This is a genomic window from Mycobacterium sp. SMC-16 (genome assembly GCF_046250085.1).
In the GTDB taxonomy this organism is placed as follows: domain Bacteria; phylum Actinomycetota; class Actinomycetes; order Mycobacteriales; family Mycobacteriaceae; genus Mycobacterium; species Mycobacterium phocaicum.
Genome location: NZ_CP176427.1, coordinates 2402362 through 2420952, shown reverse-complemented (window position 1 = coordinate 2420952; position 18591 = coordinate 2402362). Strand labels below are relative to the sequence as shown.

Annotated in this window: 17 protein-coding genes and 2 tRNA genes; 7 read left to right on the top strand and 12 right to left on the bottom strand. The window is 68.1% G+C overall.

Translation table 11 applies throughout. The features are described 5' to 3' along the window. Positions 1-83 precede the first annotated feature (83 nt). Complete coding sequence (locus ACJEIK_RS11685) at positions 84-767, bottom strand: uracil-DNA glycosylase (RefSeq protein WP_060999581.1); 684 nt, start codon at positions 765-767, stop codon at positions 84-86. Between the two features lie 9 nt (positions 768-776). Further along, a complete protein-coding gene (locus tag ACJEIK_RS11680) occupies positions 777-1739 on the bottom strand; it encodes a thiamine-phosphate kinase (protein ID WP_406804812.1) in 963 nt (320 codons plus the stop codon). A gap of 68 nt (positions 1740-1807) precedes the next feature. Here ACJEIK_RS11680 and ACJEIK_RS11675 point away from each other — a divergent pair, with 68 nt between their 5' ends. Further along, a complete protein-coding gene (locus ACJEIK_RS11675; RefSeq protein ID WP_060999584.1) occupies positions 1808-2362 on the top strand; it encodes a DUF3515 domain-containing protein in 555 nt (184 codons plus the stop codon). On the opposite strand, the gene ACJEIK_RS11670 is transcribed toward ACJEIK_RS11675, so the two are convergent. From ACJEIK_RS11670 to ACJEIK_RS11660, 3 genes are read right to left on the bottom strand one after another with little or no spacing between them, the layout of a single operon-like run. After that, positions 2359-3468 carry a D-alanine--D-alanine ligase family protein gene (locus ACJEIK_RS11670; RefSeq protein WP_267325663.1) on the bottom strand — a complete coding sequence of 370 codons (1110 nt, stop codon included), beginning with the start codon at positions 3466-3468 and terminating at the stop codon, positions 2359-2361. The two genes, ACJEIK_RS11675 and ACJEIK_RS11670, sit on opposite strands and share 4 nt — an antisense overlap. 20 nt (positions 3469-3488) lie before the next feature. Continuing rightward, complete coding sequence (locus ACJEIK_RS11665; protein WP_409431504.1) at positions 3489-4592, bottom strand: cystathionine gamma-lyase; 1104 nt, start codon at positions 4590-4592, stop codon at positions 3489-3491. Positions 4593-4596: 4 nt separating this feature from the next. Then, positions 4597-5577, bottom strand: coding sequence for an NAD(P)H-dependent glycerol-3-phosphate dehydrogenase (locus tag ACJEIK_RS11660; RefSeq protein ID WP_060999601.1), 981 nt, complete (start codon positions 5575-5577; stop codon positions 4597-4599). Positions 5578-5638: 61 nt separating this feature from the next. Between ACJEIK_RS11660 and cofC the strand changes: the two genes are divergently transcribed. From cofC to ACJEIK_RS11645, 3 genes are all read left to right on the top strand, one after another. Then, on the top strand, positions 5639-6295 hold the full coding sequence (gene cofC / locus ACJEIK_RS11655; RefSeq protein WP_060999603.1) for a 2-phospho-L-lactate guanylyltransferase: 657 nt from the start codon (positions 5639-5641) through the stop codon (positions 6293-6295). A 58-nt stretch (positions 6296-6353) separates the two neighbouring features. Next, positions 6354-8519, top strand: coding sequence for an RNA degradosome polyphosphate kinase (locus ACJEIK_RS11650; RefSeq protein WP_407665085.1), 2166 nt, complete (start codon positions 6354-6356; stop codon positions 8517-8519). Between the two features lie 62 nt (positions 8520-8581). Next, positions 8582-9511, top strand: coding sequence for an NUDIX hydrolase (locus ACJEIK_RS11645; protein WP_060999590.1), 930 nt, complete (start codon positions 8582-8584; stop codon positions 9509-9511). 71 nt (positions 9512-9582) lie between these two features. On the opposite strand, the gene ACJEIK_RS11640 is transcribed toward ACJEIK_RS11645, so the two are convergent. From ACJEIK_RS11640 to leuC, 3 genes are all read right to left on the bottom strand, one after another. Continuing rightward, the gene (locus ACJEIK_RS11640) at positions 9583-10236 is read right to left on the bottom strand and encodes an HU family DNA-binding protein (protein WP_267325664.1); all 654 of its coding nucleotides are present in this window, start codon (positions 10234-10236) and stop codon (positions 9583-9585) included. Positions 10237-10484: 248 nt separating this feature from the next. After that, positions 10485-11078, bottom strand: coding sequence for a 3-isopropylmalate dehydratase small subunit (gene leuD / locus ACJEIK_RS11635; RefSeq protein ID WP_061000999.1), 594 nt, complete (start codon positions 11076-11078; stop codon positions 10485-10487). A gap of 12 nt (positions 11079-11090) precedes the next feature. Beyond that, positions 11091-12515, bottom strand: a complete 1425-nt coding sequence (leuC, locus tag ACJEIK_RS11630) for a 3-isopropylmalate dehydratase large subunit (RefSeq protein ID WP_061001000.1) — start codon at positions 12513-12515, stop codon at positions 11091-11093. A gap of 75 nt (positions 12516-12590) precedes the next feature. On the opposite strand from leuC, the gene ACJEIK_RS11625 reads away from it, so the two are divergent. From ACJEIK_RS11625 to ACJEIK_RS11615, 3 genes are all read left to right on the top strand, one after another. Further along, positions 12591-13292, top strand: coding sequence for an IclR family transcriptional regulator (locus ACJEIK_RS11625; RefSeq protein WP_029105769.1), 702 nt, complete (start codon positions 12591-12593; stop codon positions 13290-13292). 123 nt (positions 13293-13415) lie between these two features. Beyond that, positions 13416-14729: a DUF1800 domain-containing protein gene (locus ACJEIK_RS11620; RefSeq protein WP_409431503.1), complete on the top strand. Its 1314-nt coding sequence runs from the start codon at positions 13416-13418 to the stop codon at positions 14727-14729. A 10-nt stretch (positions 14730-14739) separates the two neighbouring features. Then, the gene (locus ACJEIK_RS11615) at positions 14740-15954 is read left to right on the top strand and encodes a DUF1501 domain-containing protein (protein WP_409431502.1); all 1215 of its coding nucleotides are present in this window, start codon (positions 14740-14742) and stop codon (positions 15952-15954) included. A gap of 53 nt (positions 15955-16007) precedes the next feature. Here the strand turns inward: ACJEIK_RS11615 and ACJEIK_RS11610 are convergent. From ACJEIK_RS11610 to ACJEIK_RS11595, 4 genes are all read right to left on the bottom strand, one after another. Beyond that, a tRNA-Glu gene (locus ACJEIK_RS11610) sits at positions 16008-16080 on the bottom strand. 60 nt (positions 16081-16140) lie between these two features. After that, positions 16141-16212 (bottom strand) — tRNA-Gln (locus tag ACJEIK_RS11605). A gap of 128 nt (positions 16213-16340) precedes the next feature. Next, positions 16341-17798 (bottom strand): glutamate--tRNA ligase, encoded by a 1458-nt coding sequence (gene gltX / locus ACJEIK_RS11600; protein ID WP_409431501.1) that lies wholly within the window; start codon positions 17796-17798, stop codon positions 16341-16343. Position 17799: 1 nt separating this feature from the next. Next, the gene (locus tag ACJEIK_RS11595; protein WP_409431500.1) at positions 17800-18582 is read right to left on the bottom strand and encodes a fumarylacetoacetate hydrolase family protein; all 783 of its coding nucleotides are present in this window, start codon (positions 18580-18582) and stop codon (positions 17800-17802) included. Positions 18583-18591: the final 9 nt, after the last annotated feature.

Genomic DNA, 18591 nt, shown 5'->3' with positions numbered 1-18591 from the left:
GGGCGGATTGATTCCGCCTGACAACTGAAAGCTTCACACCTGAGCGCTGCACGAACCCCGTGCAGCGCTTTCGTGTGTCTTCACTAGGGCAGGCGCCAGTCGATCGGGTCCGCACCGAGGCCGGCCAGCAGCTCGTTGGCCCGGCTGAAGGGCCGCGACCCGAAGAACCCGCGCGACGCCGACAACGGTGACGGGTGCACCGATTCGATGCTCGCGCAGCGTTCGCCGGTGAGCATGGGCTTGAGGGTCTGCGCGTCGCGGCCCCACAACACCGCAACCAGCGGCTGCGGCCGCGCGATCAGGGCATTGATGGCGCATTCGGTGACAGCTTCCCAGCCTTTCCCGCGGTGCGACGCGGGATTGCCCGGCCGGACCGTCAGCACCCTGTTCAGCATCATGACGCCCTGCTTCGACCACGGGCTCAGGTCGCCGCAACTGGGCGGCTCGTATCCCAGGTCCGCGGTGTACTCGGTGAAGATGTTGGACAGGCTGCGCGGCAGTGGCCGCACGTCGGGCGCCACCGAGAAACTCAGCCCGACCGCATGCCCTGGGGTCGGGTAGGGGTCCTGGCCGACGATCAGCACCCGCACCTCGTCGAAGGGGAAGGTGAAGGCGCGCAACACATTCTCCCCCGCCGGCAGATAGCCGTGACCGGCCGCGTTCTCGGCGCGCAGGAATTCACCCATCGCGGCGATCTGCGGGGCGACGGGTGCCAGGGCCGTGGCCCAGCCGGGGTCGATCAGGTCGTGCAGGGGTCGGGCGCTCACGCCAGTACCTTACTGACCGAATGATTCCCATCCGCCGGCTCCATGCCATGACGCGCCGTCGACCGTCACGCGCGGTTCGCCGGGCCGGACGGTTCCGATGGCCCGCCACCCCGCGGGCAGTGCGCCGCCGAAAGTGCCGACCAGCACGTGGTCCTCACCGCCGCCGAGCACCCAGTCGCGGGCGTCGCCACCGACCATCGCGGCCGCCGGCCTCAGCGCCGCCACGTCGGCCTCGAGCGCTGCCACGGACAGGTCGACGGCCACGCCTGAGGCCGATGCGATGTGGCCGAGGTCGGCGACCAGTCCGTCGGAAACGTCCGTCAACGCGGTCGCGCCCGCGACCGCGGCGGCCGCCCCCTGTCCGTACCGCACGTGCGGCACCAGATGCCGTCGGCGCAACTCGTCGAACTCGTGGATACCTTTGCGCCACAAGGCATATCCGGCACCCGACCAGCCCAGGTCACCGATCACCGCGACGGTGTCCCCTGATTGCGCACCGGACAGCAGCACCGGCTGGCGGCCACCAAGGTCACCCAGCACCGTCACCGAGACCACCCACTGCGGTGCGGCCACCAGATCGCCGCCCACGATGCCGGCACCGAATTTCGTTGCCTCCGACCACATTCCGTCAGACAACCGCTGCGCGTCCGCGGCCTCGGTGTGGGCCGGTGCCCCGAAGCCGACGACGAACGCGTAGGGCCGGCCGCCCATGGCCTCGATGTCCGCGGCGTTCTGCGCAATTGCCTTGCGGCCCACGTCATGCGGTGTCGACCAGTCCAGCCGGAAATGCCGGCCCTCGACCAGCATGTCGGTCGACACCACGACCCGGCCGTCGGCGGCCGTCAGTAGCGCGGCATCGTCACCCGGGCCGACGACGACCTCGGCGGGCTGGGTGCGGCGGGCGGTTATCCGCCCAATCACCGCGAACTCGCCGAGCCCCGCCAGGGTCTCCCCGGATTCCGCGCTGCTCATGGTGGTGGAGTCTAGGGCGCACGACCGCCGTCGGCCGCCCAGGGCGACGGGCGCTTAGAGTTGCCGTCATGACCGAACCCGATGACCTGGATGGCCCGCCCCGCGGCGCCATCATCGCGGCCGTCGTCGTGGCGGTCGCCGCGATCGTCGGTCTCCTCGCCTATGCGGCACTGCGGCAGGCGCCTGCGGACAAGCCCGTTGCGCTCCCGCTCGCCGGCGCGCCGGCACCGCAGGCCGACAGCGACCAGTGCCGGGCACTCCTCGCGGCGCTGCCCGACGCCATGGGCGATTTCCGGCGGGCGACGCTCGCGGACCCCGCCCCGCTCGGCGCCGCCGCGTGGCTGGGCCCGACCGGTATCGACACGGTGGTGCTGCGCTGCGGTGTCGAGCGGCCCGACGATTTCGTGGTCGGCGCACCGCTGCAGATGGTGAATGCGGTGTCGTGGTTCGAAGCCAGCGGCCCCTCGGCCAGCACGTGGTACGCCGTCGACCACGGGGCGCAGGCCACCTACGTCGCGCTGACGCTGCCGCAGGGCTCCGGTCCGACACCGATCCAGACCATCTCCGAGCTCATCGAAAAGGTGATGCCGCCCCGGCCGCTGGACCCGGCACCGGCCCGCTAGCGCAGACCGGTCCCCCGCCCGACCGCGGTGTCCACCATGACACTGAGCAGCGTGGCGTAGTCGACACCACTGGCCGCCCACATCTGCGGGTACATCGAGATGGTGGTGAAGCCGGGCATGGTGTTGATCTCGTTGATCACCGGCCCGTTCTCGGTGAGGAAGAAGTCGACGCGGGCCAGGCCCTGGCAGTCCAGCGCTTTGAACGCCCGGATGGCCAACTGCCTGATCTCGTCGGCGGTTTCGTCGTCGACCTTGGCGGGCACGTCAAGTTCGGCGGCGTCCTCGAGGTACTTGGTGGCGAAGTCGTAGAACCCGCCACCCACGCGAATCTCACCCAGCTCACTGGCCGCGACACGGCCGTCCGGGTACTCCAGAACCCCGCATTCCACTTCGCGGCCCGGCATCGCGGCTTCGACGATCACCTTCGGATCATGTTGGCGCGCATAAGCGATGGCCTGATCCAGCTCGTCCCACGACGCGACCCGACTGACGCCGATGGACGATCCGCCGCGAGCCGGCTTCACGAACACCGGCAGACCCAGACGTTCCCGGTCGTCGAGGCTCAACGTCACGTCGCGCGGCCGCAGCACCACCTGGTCGCCGATCGGCAGACCGTCGGCGGCCAGCAGCTTCTTGGTGAATTCCTTGTCCATCCCGGCCGCGCTGGCCAGCACACCCGCACCGACATACGGCACACCGGCCAGTTCCAGCAGGCCCTGGATGGTGCCGTCCTCGCCGTACGGGCCGTGCAGCACCGGGAAGACGACGTCGACCGCCGTCAGCACCTGTGCGACGCCGTCCTGCAGCGACAGCAGTTCACCGCGGCGGTTCGGGTCGGCGGCCAGCGTCAGCGCGGTTCCGGACGCCTCGGTGACACCCGGCAGCTGGCCGTCGGTGATGGCGAGGGTCTCCGGACGACCGTCGCCCAGCACCCAGGAACCCTCCGGGGTGATGCCGACGGCGACGACCTCGTAGCGGGCCGGGTCCAGGTTGCGCAGGATGCTCCCGGCCGAAACACAGGAGATGGCGTGCTCTGAGCTGCGTCCGCCGTAAACGACGGCGACCCGGGTACGGCCGGCGGCTGCTGAGGATTGAGGGGCAGTCACAATCTGGAGAGGCTACCTGGCTACCCCAGCGCACCCGTGATGTCGGCCAGTAGGTCATCGGTGTCCTCGATCCCGAGCGATATCCGCGCAAAGCCCGGCTCTACCGCATCGCCCCAGCGTGCGCGCCTGTCGACCGAGGTGTGGATACCGCCGAAACTGGTCGCGGCGACCAGCAGCTGACTGCGGTTCACCAGCTCCCGGACGGCAGCGGCGTCGGCCAGCTCGATCGCGACCAGGCCGCCGAAACGTCGCATCTGATCGCGGGCGACGGGGTGCGCCGGGTCGGTCGGTAGGCCCGGATAACGCACGGTCCGCACGGCGGGGTGGGCGTCGAGCGTCATCGCCAGCGCGAGCGCGTTGCCGCACTGCCGCTCGAACCGCAGACCGGCGGTGCCGAGGCTGCGCAGCGCCAGCCAGGCCTCGAAGTGGCCGAGGATCGCGCCGGCCAACAGGCGGTCCCGTTCGATGGCGGCCATGAGTTCGCGGTGGCACCCGGCGACGTAGCCGGCCAGCAGGTCGCTGTGCCCGGACAGCCCCTTCGTCGCGCTGGCCACCACCAGATCCGCGCCGAGCGACAGCGGCCGCTGCCCCAGCGGGGTCGCGGCGGTGTTGTCCACCATGAGGGTCGCGCCGCGCGAGCGGCAGATCGTGGACAACCGGTGCAGGTCGACGACATCCAGCGTCGGGTTGACCGGCGACTCGGCGAGGACGACGTCGGCGCCCGCGGCGGCGTCGTACATCTGCGCGGCGGTCGCCTCGATCACCGTGACGTCGCGGGCCGCGAGATGCTCGGCCGCGTATCGGCGCACCTGGTAGTAGCCGTCAGCGGGGACCACCAGGGTGGTTCCGGGGGTTGCCAGCACCCGCAGCGCGGACGAGATGGCGGCCATCCCCGAGGAGAACGTCAGCGCCGAGGTGGCGCCCTCCAGTTCGGCCAGTGCCGATTCCAGTTGACGCCAGGCCGGATTGGAGTTGCGGCCGTAGAAGTCCAGACCGTCCGATTCATCGTCGGACAGGTGGTACGCCGCCACCGGAACCGGGGGCGGTGCCACCGGCAGCCCTGGAACGCGTTGCGACGCAGTCGCTTTGACGCTACGGGTCGAGTCGCCGAGCTGGCCGTCCACGGCGCTACTCCGGCTTGGTGCTGCGGCCGAGCAACAACGCGAACGCCTGGTCCACCGACAATCCCTTGTGGCACACCCGGTTCACCGCGTCGGTGAGCGGCATCTCGACGTCGTAACTGTCGGCCAGCGCGAGCACCGACTGGCAGGACGTGACGCCCTCGGCGACCTTGCCGCTGGCCGCGGCCGTCGCCGACTCCATGGTGCCGCCGCGCGCCAGGCGCTCGCCGAAGCTGCGGTTGCGGGACTGCGGCGAGGTGCAGGTGGCGACCAGATCACCGACGCCGGCCAGCCCGGCCAGCGTTACGCCCTTGGCGCCGAGCGCGATTCCCAATCGCATGATCTCGGCCAGCCCGCGGGTGATGATCGCGGCGGCCGTGTTCTCGCCGAACCCGGCGCCCGCCGCCATCCCGCAGGCCAGCGCGATGACGTTCTTGCACGCCCCGCCCACTTCGGCGCCGATCACGTCGGCGCTGGTGTACGGCCGGAAGTAGCCGGTGGCGAAGGCACGCTGCAACGCGACCGCGCGTCCCGAATCGGTGCACGCGATGAGCGTGGCGGCCGGCTGCTCGTCGACCACTTCGCTGGCCAGGTTGGGTCCGCTGAGGACGGCGACCCGGCTCGGATCGGCACCCGTCACCTGGACGATGACCTGGCTCATGCGCAACAGGTTGTCGAGTTCGATGCCCTTGGCCACGCTGACGAGCGTGGCGTCGTCACCGAGGTATCCGGTCCAAGCGGTCAGATTGGTGCGCAGCGTCTGCGACGGCACCGCCAGCAGCACGGTGCAGGCACCCGTCAGCGCCTCGGCGGGATCCGCCGTCGCCTTGATGGACGCCGGGAGCGCCCGGTCACCGAGATATTTCGAGTTCCGGTGGGTCTCGTTGATCTCGCGTGCCACCTCCGCGCTGCGCGCCCACAACGTCACATTGTTGCCCGCGTCCGCCAGGACTTTCGCCAGTGCCGTCCCCCACGCGCCGGCACCCATCACCGCTGCCTCCACCACGCGTCAACAGTAGCCCCGCCGGCCCTTTGGCAGTATGGCGGTCATGAGCGGCGACCCGAGGGTGCAGACGGCCGACGGTGGCGCCGGCGTCGGGTTGATCATCGCGGTGAAACGACTGGCCGCGGCCAAGACCCGACTGGCCCCGGTTTTCGCCGGCGATCTGCGCGAGCAGGTGGTGCTCGCGATGCTGCTCGACACCATCACCGCCGCCCTGGCCGTGCCGGCAGTCGGCTCGGTGACTGTCGTCACCCCGGACCCGGACGCCGCCGCCGCGGTGCGCGAACTCGGTGCCGGCGTGCTGCTGGACCCCACGCCGGCCGGTCACCCCGATCCGTTGAATCACGCACTCGCCGCCACCGAGCGCGCCCTGCGGGACCGGGTGACGAACATCGCGGTGCTGCAAGGTGACCTGCCTGCGCTGCGCACCGCGGAATTGGCCGACGCAATCGCCGGCGCCAGTGGGCATGCCCGCAGTTTCATCGCCGACCGGCACCGCACCGGTACCGCGGCACTGTTCGCCTTCGGTGCCCCACTCGTTCCCGAGTTCGGCGCCGATTCCGCACGGCGCCATGCCGATTCGGGCGCGGTGGAACTGTCGGGTGACTGGCCGGGGCTACGCTGCGACATCGACACCCCGGACGACCTGGAGACGGCGCGCCGGCTCGGTGTCGGGCCGGCCACCACGCGGATCGTCGGCTGACCACCGGCGTTCACCAACCATGTGGCCTGCACCCAACAGATAGGGAATGATCGTCGGGGTGACCGAAGCCGACACCCGTTCAGCACACACCGACCGCACACCCGTCGACTCGGACCCGGAGACACTGCCCGCTGCCACCGCGGATCCGACGGACGGCGCGCTACCCGATGACCGGTACCTCAACCGCGAGCTGAGCTGGCTGGACTTCAACGCCCGGGTGTTGGCGCTCGCCGCCGACCGGTCGCTGCCGTTGTTGGAGCAGGCCAAGTTCCTGGCGATCTTCGCCTCGAATCTCGATGAGTTCTACATGGTCCGGGTGGCCGGCCTGAAGCGCCGTGACGAGACCGGGCTGTCGGTCCGGTCGGCGGACGGGCTGTCACCGCGCGAACAGCTGCGCCGGATCGGCGAACGCACTCAGCAGATCTCGACCCGCCACGCCACCGTGTTCGGTGAGGTGGTGCGTCCGGCGCTGGCCGAGCAGGGCATCACGATCGTCAACTGGAGCGAGCTGGACGAGCACGAGCAGTCCAAGCTCTCCACCTATTTCCACGATCAGGTGTTCCCGGTGCTGACGCCGCTGGCCGTCGACCCCGCGCATCCGTTCCCCTTCGTGAGCGGCTTGAGCATCAACCTCGCCATCACCGTGCGCAATCCCGAGGACGGCACTCAGCACTTCGCCCGAATCAAAGTGCCGGACAACGTCGATCGGTTCGTGGAGTTGCCCGAGCCGGGCACGACGGCCGACGGCGTGAAGTCGCGCGTGCGGTTCCTGCCGATGGAAGAACTCATCGCCGCATTCCTGCCGGTGCTGTTCCCCGGCCTGGACATCGTCGAGCACCACGCGTTCCGGATCACCCGCAACGCCGACTTCGAAGTCGAGGAAGACCGCGACGAGGATCTGCTGCAGGCGCTGGAACGGGAGCTGGCGCGCAGGCGGTTCGGCTCACCGGTACGGCTCGAAGTCGCCACCGACATGACCGAGAACATGCTCGACCTGCTGTTGCGTGAGCTGGACGTGCACCCGGGCGACGTGATCGAAGTTCCTGGACTGCTGGACCTTTCGTCACTGTGGCAGATCTACGGCGTCGACCGACCCGATCTGAAGGACCGGCCGTTCGTGCCGGCCACGCCCCCGGCGTTCGGCGAGCGCGAGACACCGAAGAGCATCTTCTCGACGCTCCGCGACGGGGACGTCCTGGTGCACCACCCGTACGACTCGTTCTCCACCACGGTGCAGCGTTTCATCGAGCAGGCCGCCGCCGACCCGAATGTGTTGGCCATCAAGCAGACGCTGTACCGCACCTCGGGTGACTCCCCGATCGTCAACGCGCTGATCGATGCCGCCGAGGCCGGCAAGCAGGTGGTGGCGCTGGTGGAGATCAAGGCCAGGTTCGACGAGCAGGCCAACATCAAGTGGGCGCGCGCGCTGGAGCAGGCGGGCGTGCACGTGGTGTACGGACTCATCGGGCTCAAGACCCATTGCAAGACGGCGTTGGTGGTGCGTCGCGAAGGTTCGACCATCCGCCGCTACTGCCATGTGGGCACGGGCAACTACAACCCGAAAACGGCGCGCCTGTACGAGGACGTCGGCCTGCTGACGGCCTCGCCGGAGATCGGCGCCGACCTCACCGACCTGTTCAACTCGCTGACCGGCTACTCACGCAAGGTGTCGTACCGCAACCTGCTGGTCGCTCCGCACAGTGTGCGGCGCGGCATCATCGAGCGCATCGAGCGCGAGATCGAGGCCAAGCGGGCCGGAGGCGACGGCCGCATCCGGATGAAGATGAACGCCCTGGTCGACGAACAGGTCATCGATGCGCTGTACCGGGCGTCGCAGGCCGGGGTGCGGGTCGAGGTCGTGGTCCGAGGTATCTGCGCGCTGCGTCCCGGCGCCGAGGGATTCTCCGAGAACATCGTCGTGCGCTCGATTCTCGGCCGCTTCCTTGAACATTCACGCGTTATTCACTTCAACGCCATCAATGAATTCTGGATCGGCAGCGCCGACATGATGCATCGTAATCTCGACCGACGCGTCGAGGTGATGGCGCAGGTGAAGGACCCGAGACTGACCGAGGAGCTGAGCGGGGTGTTCGATTCGGCAATGGATCCGGCCACCCGTTGCTGGGAGCTGGGTCCGGACGGACACTGGACCGCGCTGCCGCGCGAAGGCGAGAAGGTCCGGGATCACCAGGTGTCGATCATGGAGCGGCACCGCACACCGTAGTTTTCGCCCGGCGGCAACGCACCGCGAAAACCTGATCCCGACAACCACATCCAGGAGCACAGGTGCCGAACAAGACGGCGCACGACACCCCCGCGACGCCGGTGTTCGCGGCCGGGGCGGTGCTGTGGCGCCCCGACGAGTCCGGAGCGCCACTGATCGCCGTCGTCCACCGACCGCGCTACGACGACTGGTCGCTGCCCAAGGGCAAGGTGGATCCCGGTGAGACCGAACCGGTTACCGCCGTGCGGGAGATCCTGGAAGAGACCGGGTACGAGTCGGTACTGGGCCGCCGGCTGGCCGCCGTCAGCTATCCGCTGGAATACGGCACCAAGAAGGTCCGCTACTGGGCGGCCCGCACGACCGGCGGCGGGTTCAGCCCCAACGCCGAGGTCGACAAGCTCGACTGGCTGCCGGTGACCGAGGCCATGCTCCGGCTGCAATACCCGCACGACCGAAAAGTTCTGCGGCGCTTCACCCGTCGGCCCGCCGATACCCGCACCGTGCTGATCGTCCGGCACGCGACCGCGGGCCGCAAGGCCCGGTACAAGGGCGACGACCGGCTGCGGCCGCTCGACAAGAAAGGCCGGGCACAGGCGGAATCGCTTGTCGGCCAACTGCTCGCTTTCGGTGCCGGCGAGGTCCACGCGGCGTCGCGGACCCGGTGCCACCAGACCGTGGAACCGCTGGCGCAGGAGCTCGGTGTCCGGGTACGGGATGAACCGACGCTGACCGAAGAGGCCTTCGCGGCCGACGCCGACGCGGCCCGGAAGCGGGTGCTGAAGATCGCCGCAAAAGCCGATGACGGAACGGTCCCCGTCATCTGCACGCAGGGCAAGGTGATCCCGGATCTGATCTCCTGGTGGTGCGAGCGCAGCGGCATCCGGCCCGACAAGTCGCGTAATCGCAAGGGCAGCATGTGGGTGATGTCACTGCACGGTGATGCGCTCGTCGCCGCGGATCACATCGACAGCCCACTGCCGGCGAAGCGCTAACGCTCCACACACAGACACGCCGTGGATCGGTTGATCCACGGCGTGTCCGAGTCGGACCTATCGGATAGGGCTTAGCGGCGGCCCTTCTTGGCGGGAGCGGCCTTCTTCGCCGGTGCGGCCTTCTTGGCGGGAGCGGCCTTCTTGGCGGGAGCGGCCTTCTTGGCCGGAGCAGCCTTCTTGGCCGGTGCGGCCTTCTTGGCCGGAGCCGCAGCCTTCTTCGCCGGAGCAGCCTTCTTGGCCGGTGCGGCCTTCTTGGCCGGAGCCGCAGCCTTCTTCGCCGGAGCAGCCTTCTTGGCGGGAGCGGCCTTCTTGGCCGGGGCCTTGGTGGCGGCGGCCTTCTTGGCGGGCGCGGCCTTCTTGGCCGGGGCAGCCTTCTTGGCAGCGCCGCGCTTGGCCGGAGCTGCGGTGGCGCCGCGCTTCACGGCGGGGCCGTCAGCCGAAAGACGCTGCTGGCCAGCAACAACGGCCTTGAACTGAGCGCCCGGACGGAAAGCCGGAACCGACGTCGGCTTCACCTTGACGGTCTCGCCGGTGCGCGGGTTGCGCGCGACGCGGGCGGCGCGGCGACGCTGCTCGAAGACGCCGAAGCCGGTGATGGTGACGCTCTCACCCTTGTGCACGGCGCGCACGATGGTGTCCACGATGTGCTCGACGGCCGCGGTGGCCTGACGACGATCGGTGCCCAACTTTTCTGTCAGGGCATCGATGAGTTCTGCTTTGTTCATCCAAAACCTCCGATTTCAGTGGCCCTGGGTGGACCGACTAATGCACACGGTAAACCCAGTACCCGCCGATTTCCAAGAGCCACGCCCAGTTTCGGGCATAGCTATCGCGGAATTCGGCAATCCGGTTGGCCCACTTGGGAGGTGGTTAACAGGTTTCGAAAGGTGGTTGCGGGGGCAGGGATTCGAGCTGCGCCCGAGTGCCGAAATTGCTCCACAGGCCCTCTCGCAGGACCTGTGGAGCGCCCCGATCAGGCCGGCAGCGTACGGGGTTTGTAGCTCGGCCGAGCCGCTTCGAATGCTTCGATCTCGGAGAGTTTCCGCAGCGTAAGGCCTATATCGTCAAGACCTTCGAGCAGCCGCCACGCGGTGTAATCGTCAATCTTGAAGGGCAGCACGACCGTTCCCGCGGTCAAATTCCGATCTTGAAGATTCACAGTGATTTCCAGCCCCGGATTCTGCTCGATGAGCTTCCAGAGCAGTTCGACATCGTCCTGTGCGACCTCCGCGGCGAGCAATCCGGCCTTGCCAGAATTTCCCCGAAAAATATCTGCGAAGCGCGACGAGATGACGACCCGGAATCCGTAATCCATCAACGCCCACACCGCGTGTTCGCGCGACGAACCGGTGCCGAAATCGGGGCCGGCGACCAGAACCGAGCCCCGGTCGAACGGCGGGAGGTTGAGGATGAACGACGGATCGGTGCGCCAGCCGGCGAACAGACCGTCCTCGAAACCCGTTCGGGTGACCCGCTTCAGGTACACCGCGGGGATGATCTGGTCGGTGTCGACATTGGACCGGCGCAGCGGAACGCCGATTCCGGTGTGGGTGTGGAAAGCCTCCATTACAGTGCGCTCCTAGCTCAGATCAGCGGGTGAGGACAGGGTTCCGCGCACCGCGGTGGCGGCGGCGACGGCGGGAGACACCAGGTGGGTGCGGCCGCCCTTGCCTTGGCGGCCTTCGAAATTCCGGTTGGATGTCGAGGCGCTGCGCTCCCCCGGGGCCAGCTGATCGGGGTTCATGCCCAGGCACATCGAGCATCCGGCCTGCCGCCACTCGGCGCCCGCGGCGGTGAAAACCTCGCCCAGGCCCTCGGATTCGGCCTGTGCACGCACCGCCATCGACCCGGGCACCACCAGCATCCGCACGCCGTCGGCCACCTTGCGGCCACGCAGCACGTCGGCCACCACTCGCAGATCCTCGATCCGGCCGTTGGTGCAGGACCCGACGAACACGGTGTCCACCGCGATATCCCGCATGGGCGTATTGGCCCGAAGGTCCATGTAGGCCAACGCCTTTTCGGCGGCCAGCCGGTCGCCTTCATCGAACATCTGTTCTGGGTCAGGGACATTCGCGGACAGCGGCACACCCTGTCCGGGGTTGGTACCCCAGGTGACGAACGGGCTCAGGCTGGCCGCGTCGATGTGCACCTCGGCGTCGAATTCGGCACCCTCGTCAGTACGTAACGCCGTCCAGGCCGCCACGGCCGCGTCCCAATCCGCCCCCTGCGGCGCATGCGGACGGCCCTTGAGGAACTCGAACGTCGTCTCGTCGGGCGCCACCATGCCGGCGCGGGCACCCGCTTCGATGCTCATGTTGCAGATCGTCATGCGGCCTTCCATCGACAGCGATTCGATGGCACTGCCGCGGTATTCGATGACGTGGCCCTGGCCGCCGCCGGTACCGATCTTGGCGATCACCGCGAGAATGATGTCCTTGGCACTGACACCCGGCGGCAGTTCGCCGTCGACGTTGACCGCCATGGTCTTGAACGGCTTGAGCGGCAACGTCTGGGTCGCCAGCACATGCTCGACCTCAGAGGTGCCGATGCCCATCGCGATCGCGCCGAAGGCGCCGTGCGTCGAGGTGTGGCTGTCACCGCACACCACCGTCATGCCAGGCTGCGTCAGCCCCAGCTGCGGCCCGATGATGTGCACGATGCCCTGCTGCGCATCACCCATCGGGTGGAGGCGGATGCCGAATTCCGCACAGTTGCGTCGCAGTGTCTCGACCTGAGTGCGTGACACCGGATCCGCGATGGGCTTGTCGATGTCGATGGTGGGGACGTTGTGGTCCTCGGTCGCGATGGTGAGGTCCGGGCGATGCACGGGACGACCGGCCAGGCGCAGACCGTCGAATGCCTGCGGGCTGGTGACCTCGTGCACCAGATGAAGATCTATATAGATGAGATCGGGTTCGCGGGCGGCGCCTTCACCGGCACCCTCGACCACCACATGGTCCGCCCAGACCTTCTCCGCCATGGTGCGTGGCTTGTTCGTCATGACTGTGCAGTTCCTTCCGCGATACCCGGGAGGGCTGACCTACCATCTCACAATGCGAGACGTTAGTATCTCCCTGTGAGACAGGATAGCGGCATCGGCGTCCTCGACAAAGCGGTGGGTGTGCTGCATTCAGTGGCCGAGTCACCGTGCGGACTGGCCGAACTGTGCACCCGGACCGGGCTGCCCCGGGCGACCGCCCACCGACTGGCCGCGGGCCTGGAGGTCCATCGACTTCTGGCCCGCGACAACGAAGGACGGTGGCGGCTCGGCCCGGCACTGACCGAACTGGCCGGGCAGGTCAACGATCCGCTGCTGAGCGCTGCGGGCGCGGTGCTCCCCCGACTACGCGAGATCACCGGCGAGAGCGTGCAGCTCTATCGCCGGGAAGGCATGGCCCGGGTGTGCGTCATGGCCCTCGAGCCACCGTCGGGCCTGCGCGACACCGTGCCGGTCGGCAGCCGGCTGCCCATGACCGCCGGCTCCGGCGCCAAAGTCCTGCTGGCGTACAGCGATCCCGCCACCCAGCAGGCGGTGCTGCCGACGGCGAAGTTCACCGACCGGGTCCTGGCCGAGGTCCGCCGGCGCGGTTGGGCACAGAGCGCCGCCGAACGTGAGCCCGGCGTGGCCAGCGTCTCGGCGCCGGTGCGGGACAACCGCGGCGCGGTGATCGCGGCGGTGTCGGTGTCCGGGCCGATCGACCGCATGGGCCGGCGCCCCGGCGTGCGCTGGGCCAGCGATCTGCTGGCCGCGGCCGAAGCGCTCACCCGCCGCCTGTGACACATACAGCAAACCTTTGAATCCGCTGCTTACGGTGACGACGGTGGCGCCGATCACCTAAGTTCCTAAGTGACCCCGGCAGCGCCGGCGGGGACGTACCACTGCAGGAAAGTAGGTTTCATCGTGTCGCAGCCACCGCAGTGGCTGGCAACCGCACGGATGCTGCGCCGCACCGGCTTCGGAACCACCGGAGCCCAGGTCGATGCTGTCGTCAAGCAGGACTGGGCGGCGTATCTCGACTGGGCGCTGAGCCTCGATCCGAACGCCGACCCGGGTGCCGTCGCGACCCCGATGCCGAAATCCGCCATCCCGCAGTACCCACCGTCGGGCGCCTCGGCCACCGAGATCGCCGCATTCGGCCAGGAACTCGTGGCGCGCATGCAGGAACTGTCGGGCTGGTGGTTGCGCCGCATGGCCGCGGTGCAGCAGCCCATCCACGAGAAGCTGACGTTGTTGTGGCACAACCACTTTGCCACCTCGGCAGAGAAGGTCAACGCCGCGCAGTTGATGGGTGAGCAAAACGAGAAGCTGCGTACCCTCAAGCTCGGCGACTTCGGCAGCCTCGCGTGGGCCATGCTCACCGACGGTGCGATGCTGCACTGGCTGGACGGTGACGTGAACACCGCCGCGGCGCCCAACGAGAACCTGTCCCGGGAGTTCATGGAGCTCTTCACGATGGGACATGCCAACGGCTACACCGAGATCGACGTCAAAGAGGGCGCCAAGACCCTCACCGGGCGGCACCTGAAGCCCGACGGCAGCACGGTCATCTACGCCGAACACCACGACGAGTCCGTCAAGACCGTGCTCGGGGTCACCGGCAACCTCACCGACACCGACTTCTGCAACATCGTGTTACGGCAGCCCGCATCCGCCACGTTCGTCGCCGGAACCCTGTGGCGCCTGTTGGCTTCGGACCAGCCGGCCGCCCCCGACACCGTGAGCCGCCTGGTCGCCGCCTACGGACCCAACCGGGACCTCAAGGCGCTCACCAAGGCCGTCGTCCTCGATCCCGAATTCACCAAGGCCGCCGGCACCGTCGTCAGCACTCCGGTGGAATGGCTGATGGGCATCGTCCGGTCGCTCGCGGTTCCCCTCGACGACGAGCACGTCCTCGCCGACCTCGACCAGGTGCTCCGGGTGATGGGTCAGCGTCCCTTCTATCCACCGGATGTCGGCGGGTGGCCCCGCGGCCAACTCTGGTTGTCGACCAACAGTGCGGCAGCGCGGGTCTGGGCCGCGAACCGGCTGCTGGCGCTCAGCGACATCAGCGCCGTCGAGAACATGGCGTCGAGCGAGCGGATCGACGGTGTGGGCTATCTGTTCGGCATCGGCGCCTGGTCGGATCGCTCGGCAGCCGCGCTCAAACCGTTGGTCTCCGATCCACACCGGCTGGTGGCAGCGGCCGTCATCACCCCCGAGTACGTGACGTCCTGAAGAGATCCCCATGCCCGAGTTCAATCGCCGCAAGTTCTTGATCGCCAGCGCCGGGGCCGGCGCCGCCGGTCTGCTCGGCGGTGTCGCCGCGGTGACGCTGCCCGATCTGCTGCGCGAAGGTCAGGACCGTCCGCTGCCGACCAACCAGGGCATCCTGGTGATCGTCACGCTCTACGGCGGCAATGACGGCCTCAACACCGTTATCCCGTACGCCGACAACGCCTATCACGACGCCCGTCCCGAACTCGCCTACAAGCCCGAGGAAGTGCTCCACCTCGACCCGGCGTTCGGGCTCAACCCCGCGCTCACCGGGATGTCGAAGCTGTGGCAGTCCGACAAGCTCGCGATCGTGCGCGGTGTCGGCTACCCGAAGCCCGACCGCAGCCACTTCCGCTCCATGGACATCTGGCAGACCGCCAACCCCGTCGACGCGGTCACCAGCGGCTGGATCGGCCGCTGGCTCGACACCAGCGGCGACGACCCGATCCGGGCCGTCAACATCGGCACCGTGCTGCCGCCCCTGGCCGTCGGCCAAAAGCACGTCGCGGCATCACTTTCCGACTTCGTGCCGGCCATCCCGCCCGACGTCGCGCGCACCTTGGCCGCGCTCAGCGCCGACGACCCGAACGACACCACCGCCATGAGCCAGGTGTGCGAGTCCTACCGGGCCAACCACTCCACCAACAGCCGCTTCGCGCCGGTGATCAACGGCCGCCTGCAGACCATCGGCCAGGCCGACAACCAGTTGGCCAGTGACCTGGAACTGGTGGCCCGCTGCATCCGCGCCGGGGTGCCCACGCAGGTGTACATGACGCAGCTGCTGGGCTTCGACACACACGCCGACGAGCGCGCCCCCCAGCAGGCATTGCTCAAGACCCTCGACGACGCGCTCACGCCTTTCTTCCACAAGCTTCAGGGCACGCCGTACGGCCGCAACGTCGTGGTGCTGATGTACTCGGAATTCGGACGGCGCGTCGCGGCCAACGCCTCACAGGGCACCGACCACGGCACGTCCGGTCCGGTGTTCATCGCCGGCACTCCCGTCAAGGGCGGGTTCTACGGCGACGAGCCGAGCCTGACCGACCTCACCGACGGCGATCTGAAGACCACCGTCGACTTCCGTGACGTTTATCACGAACTGCTCCACGGCACCCTCGGCGCGGATCCGGAGCCGTCGGTCGGGCGCGGCCGGCGGGATCTCGGATTCCTGGCCGGCGGCAGGTAAGACCCCGGGAAAGACAAAACGCCGGACCTGTTGTCAGGTCCGGCGTTCGTACGTACCCCCGATGGGATTCGAACCCACGCTACCGCCGTGAGAGGGCGGCGTCCTAGGCCGCTAGACGACGGGGGCTAGAACTTCCGGAGCGATAGCTTAGCTCAGTTGCGCTGGCTGACCTAATCGCTCCGGCAGCTGGGGTACCAGGACTCGAACCTAGAATGGCTGAACCAGAATCAGCTGTGTTGCCAATTACACCATACCCCATTTGATGCCCATAACCGCAGGTCACGGGCATCTTCGGCCTGGAAACCTCAGCGGATGTTCGCCGCTTTGCGCTTTCCGGGCCGACGAGCAGACTACCAAACAGTTGGCCCTGCCTTTAAATCGCCCGCTCACAGGCCGTTTCGGGCCGCCTGCAACCGCGCCAGACTGCGCTCACGGCCGAGCAATTCCATCGACTCGAACAGCGGCGGGCTGACCGTCGCGCCCGTGACCGCCACCCGGATGGGACCGAACGCCTTGCGGGGCTTGAGTTCCAGGCCGTCCAGCAGCGCCGCCTTGAGCGCGGCCTCGATGTTGGCGGTGTTCCACTCGCCGACGCCCGCCAAGGCGCTCAGCGTCGCGTCCAGGACCTCGGCAGCCTCGGGCCCCAGTTCCTTGGCCGCCGACTTCTCGTCGATCACGTAGGCGTCGTCGTTGAAGAACTTCACGAGGTCCCACGCGTCGCCGAGGACCACGATGCGGGTCTGGATCAAGTCGGCCGCCGCGGCGAAAGCCAAGGCGTCCAACGTGGTGTCGTAGCCGTGCGCGTCGAGGTACGCCTTGAGCCGTGCGGCGAAGTCCTCCGGGGCCAGCCGGCGGATGTGCTCGGCGTTGATGGCGTCGGCCTTCTTCTGGTCGAATCGCGCCGGGTTCGAGTTGACGTCGGCCACGTCGAAGGCCGCCACCATCTCGTCGAGGCTGAAGAGGTCGTTGTCGTCGGCGATGCCCCAGCCCAGCAACGCCAGGTAGTTCAGCAGGCCCTCGGGGATGAATCCGCGGTCGCGGTGCAGGAACAGGTTGGACTGCGGGTCGCGCTTGGACAGCTTCTTGTTGCCGTCACCGAGAACGCTTGGCAGGTGGGCGAATTGCGGCACCGCGTCGGCGATACCGATCCGGATCAGCGCCTGGTACAGCGCGATCTGCCGCGGCGTCGACGGCAGCAGATCCTCGCCGCGCAGCACATGGGTGATCTTCATCAGCGCGTCGTCGACCGGATTGACCAAGGTGTACAACGGCTCTCCGCTCGCGCGCGTGATCGCGAAGTCCGGAACCACGCCGGCGGCGAAGGTCGTCTCGCCACGCACCAGGTCCACCCAGGTGATGTCCTCGTCGGGCATCTTGAGGCGCAGCACCGGCTTTCGGCCCTCGGCCTCGAACGCGGCCTTCTGCTCGGCGGTGAGGTCGCGGTCGTAGTTGTCGTAGCCCAGCTTGGGGTTACGGCCCGCCGCGAGGTGCCGGGCCTCGACCTCTTCGGGTGTCGAGTAGGCCTCGTAAACCTCGCCCGCGGCAAGCAGTTTCGCGATCACGTCGCGGTAGAGGTCGCCGCGCTGCGACTGCCGGTATGGCTCGTAGGGGCCGCCGACCTCGGGCCCCTCATCCCAGTTCAGCCCGAGCCAGCGCAGCGCGTCGAGGATCGCGTTGTAGCTCTCCTCGCTGTCGCGCGCGGCATCGGTGTCCTCGATCCGGAAGACGAAGTCGCCACCGGTGTGTCGCGCGTACGCCCAGTTGAAGAGGGCGGTGCGGACCAGGCCGACGTGCGGCGTGCCGGTCGGCGACGGACAGAAGCGAACCCTGACAGGTGTGGTCACGTTATTTCCCTTTACGCACAACAGGATTGGAGAGGGTGCCGATACCCTCGACGGTGATGCTGACGGTGTCGCCGTCCTCGATGGGGCCGACGCCCTCGGGGGTTCCGGTGAGGATGATGTCGCCGGGCAGCAACGTTATGACGGCCGAGACCCATTCGATGATGGCGCCGACGTCGTGCAGCAGCAGCGCAGTGTTGCTGTCCTGCCGCTTCTCGCCGTTCACCTCGGTGCGGATGTCCAGATCGGCCGGGTCCACCGCGGTCTCGATCCACGGGCCGACCGGGCAGAACGTGTCGTGCCCCTTGGCCCGCATCCACTGGCCGTCCTTCTTCTGCTGATCACGTGCCGAGACGTCGTTGGCGATCGTGTAGCCGAGGATGTAGTCCTTGGCCTTGGCGGCCGGGATGTCCTTGCCCGGACGTTCGATGACCACCGCCAACTCGCCCTCGTGGTGCACCGGGTTGGCGTCTGCGGGCAACTGGATCGGGATGTTCGGCCCGATGATCGCGGTGTTGGGCTTGAGGAAGATCACCGGATCCTCGGGCGGCTCGCTGCCCATCTCACGGGCATGTGCCGCGTAGTTCTTGCCCATGCAGATCACCTTGCTGGCCAGGATCGGCGCCAGCAGCCGGACGTCGGCCAGCGGCCAGGAGCGTCCGGTGAAGGTGGGGTTGCGGGACAGGTACTGCTCAGCGATTTCTTTGCAGACCGCATCGGAGTTCGGGTCGCCCTCGATCACCACAAAAGCGACGCCGTCTGGACTGGCAATTCGACCTAGGCGCATCCGCCCAGC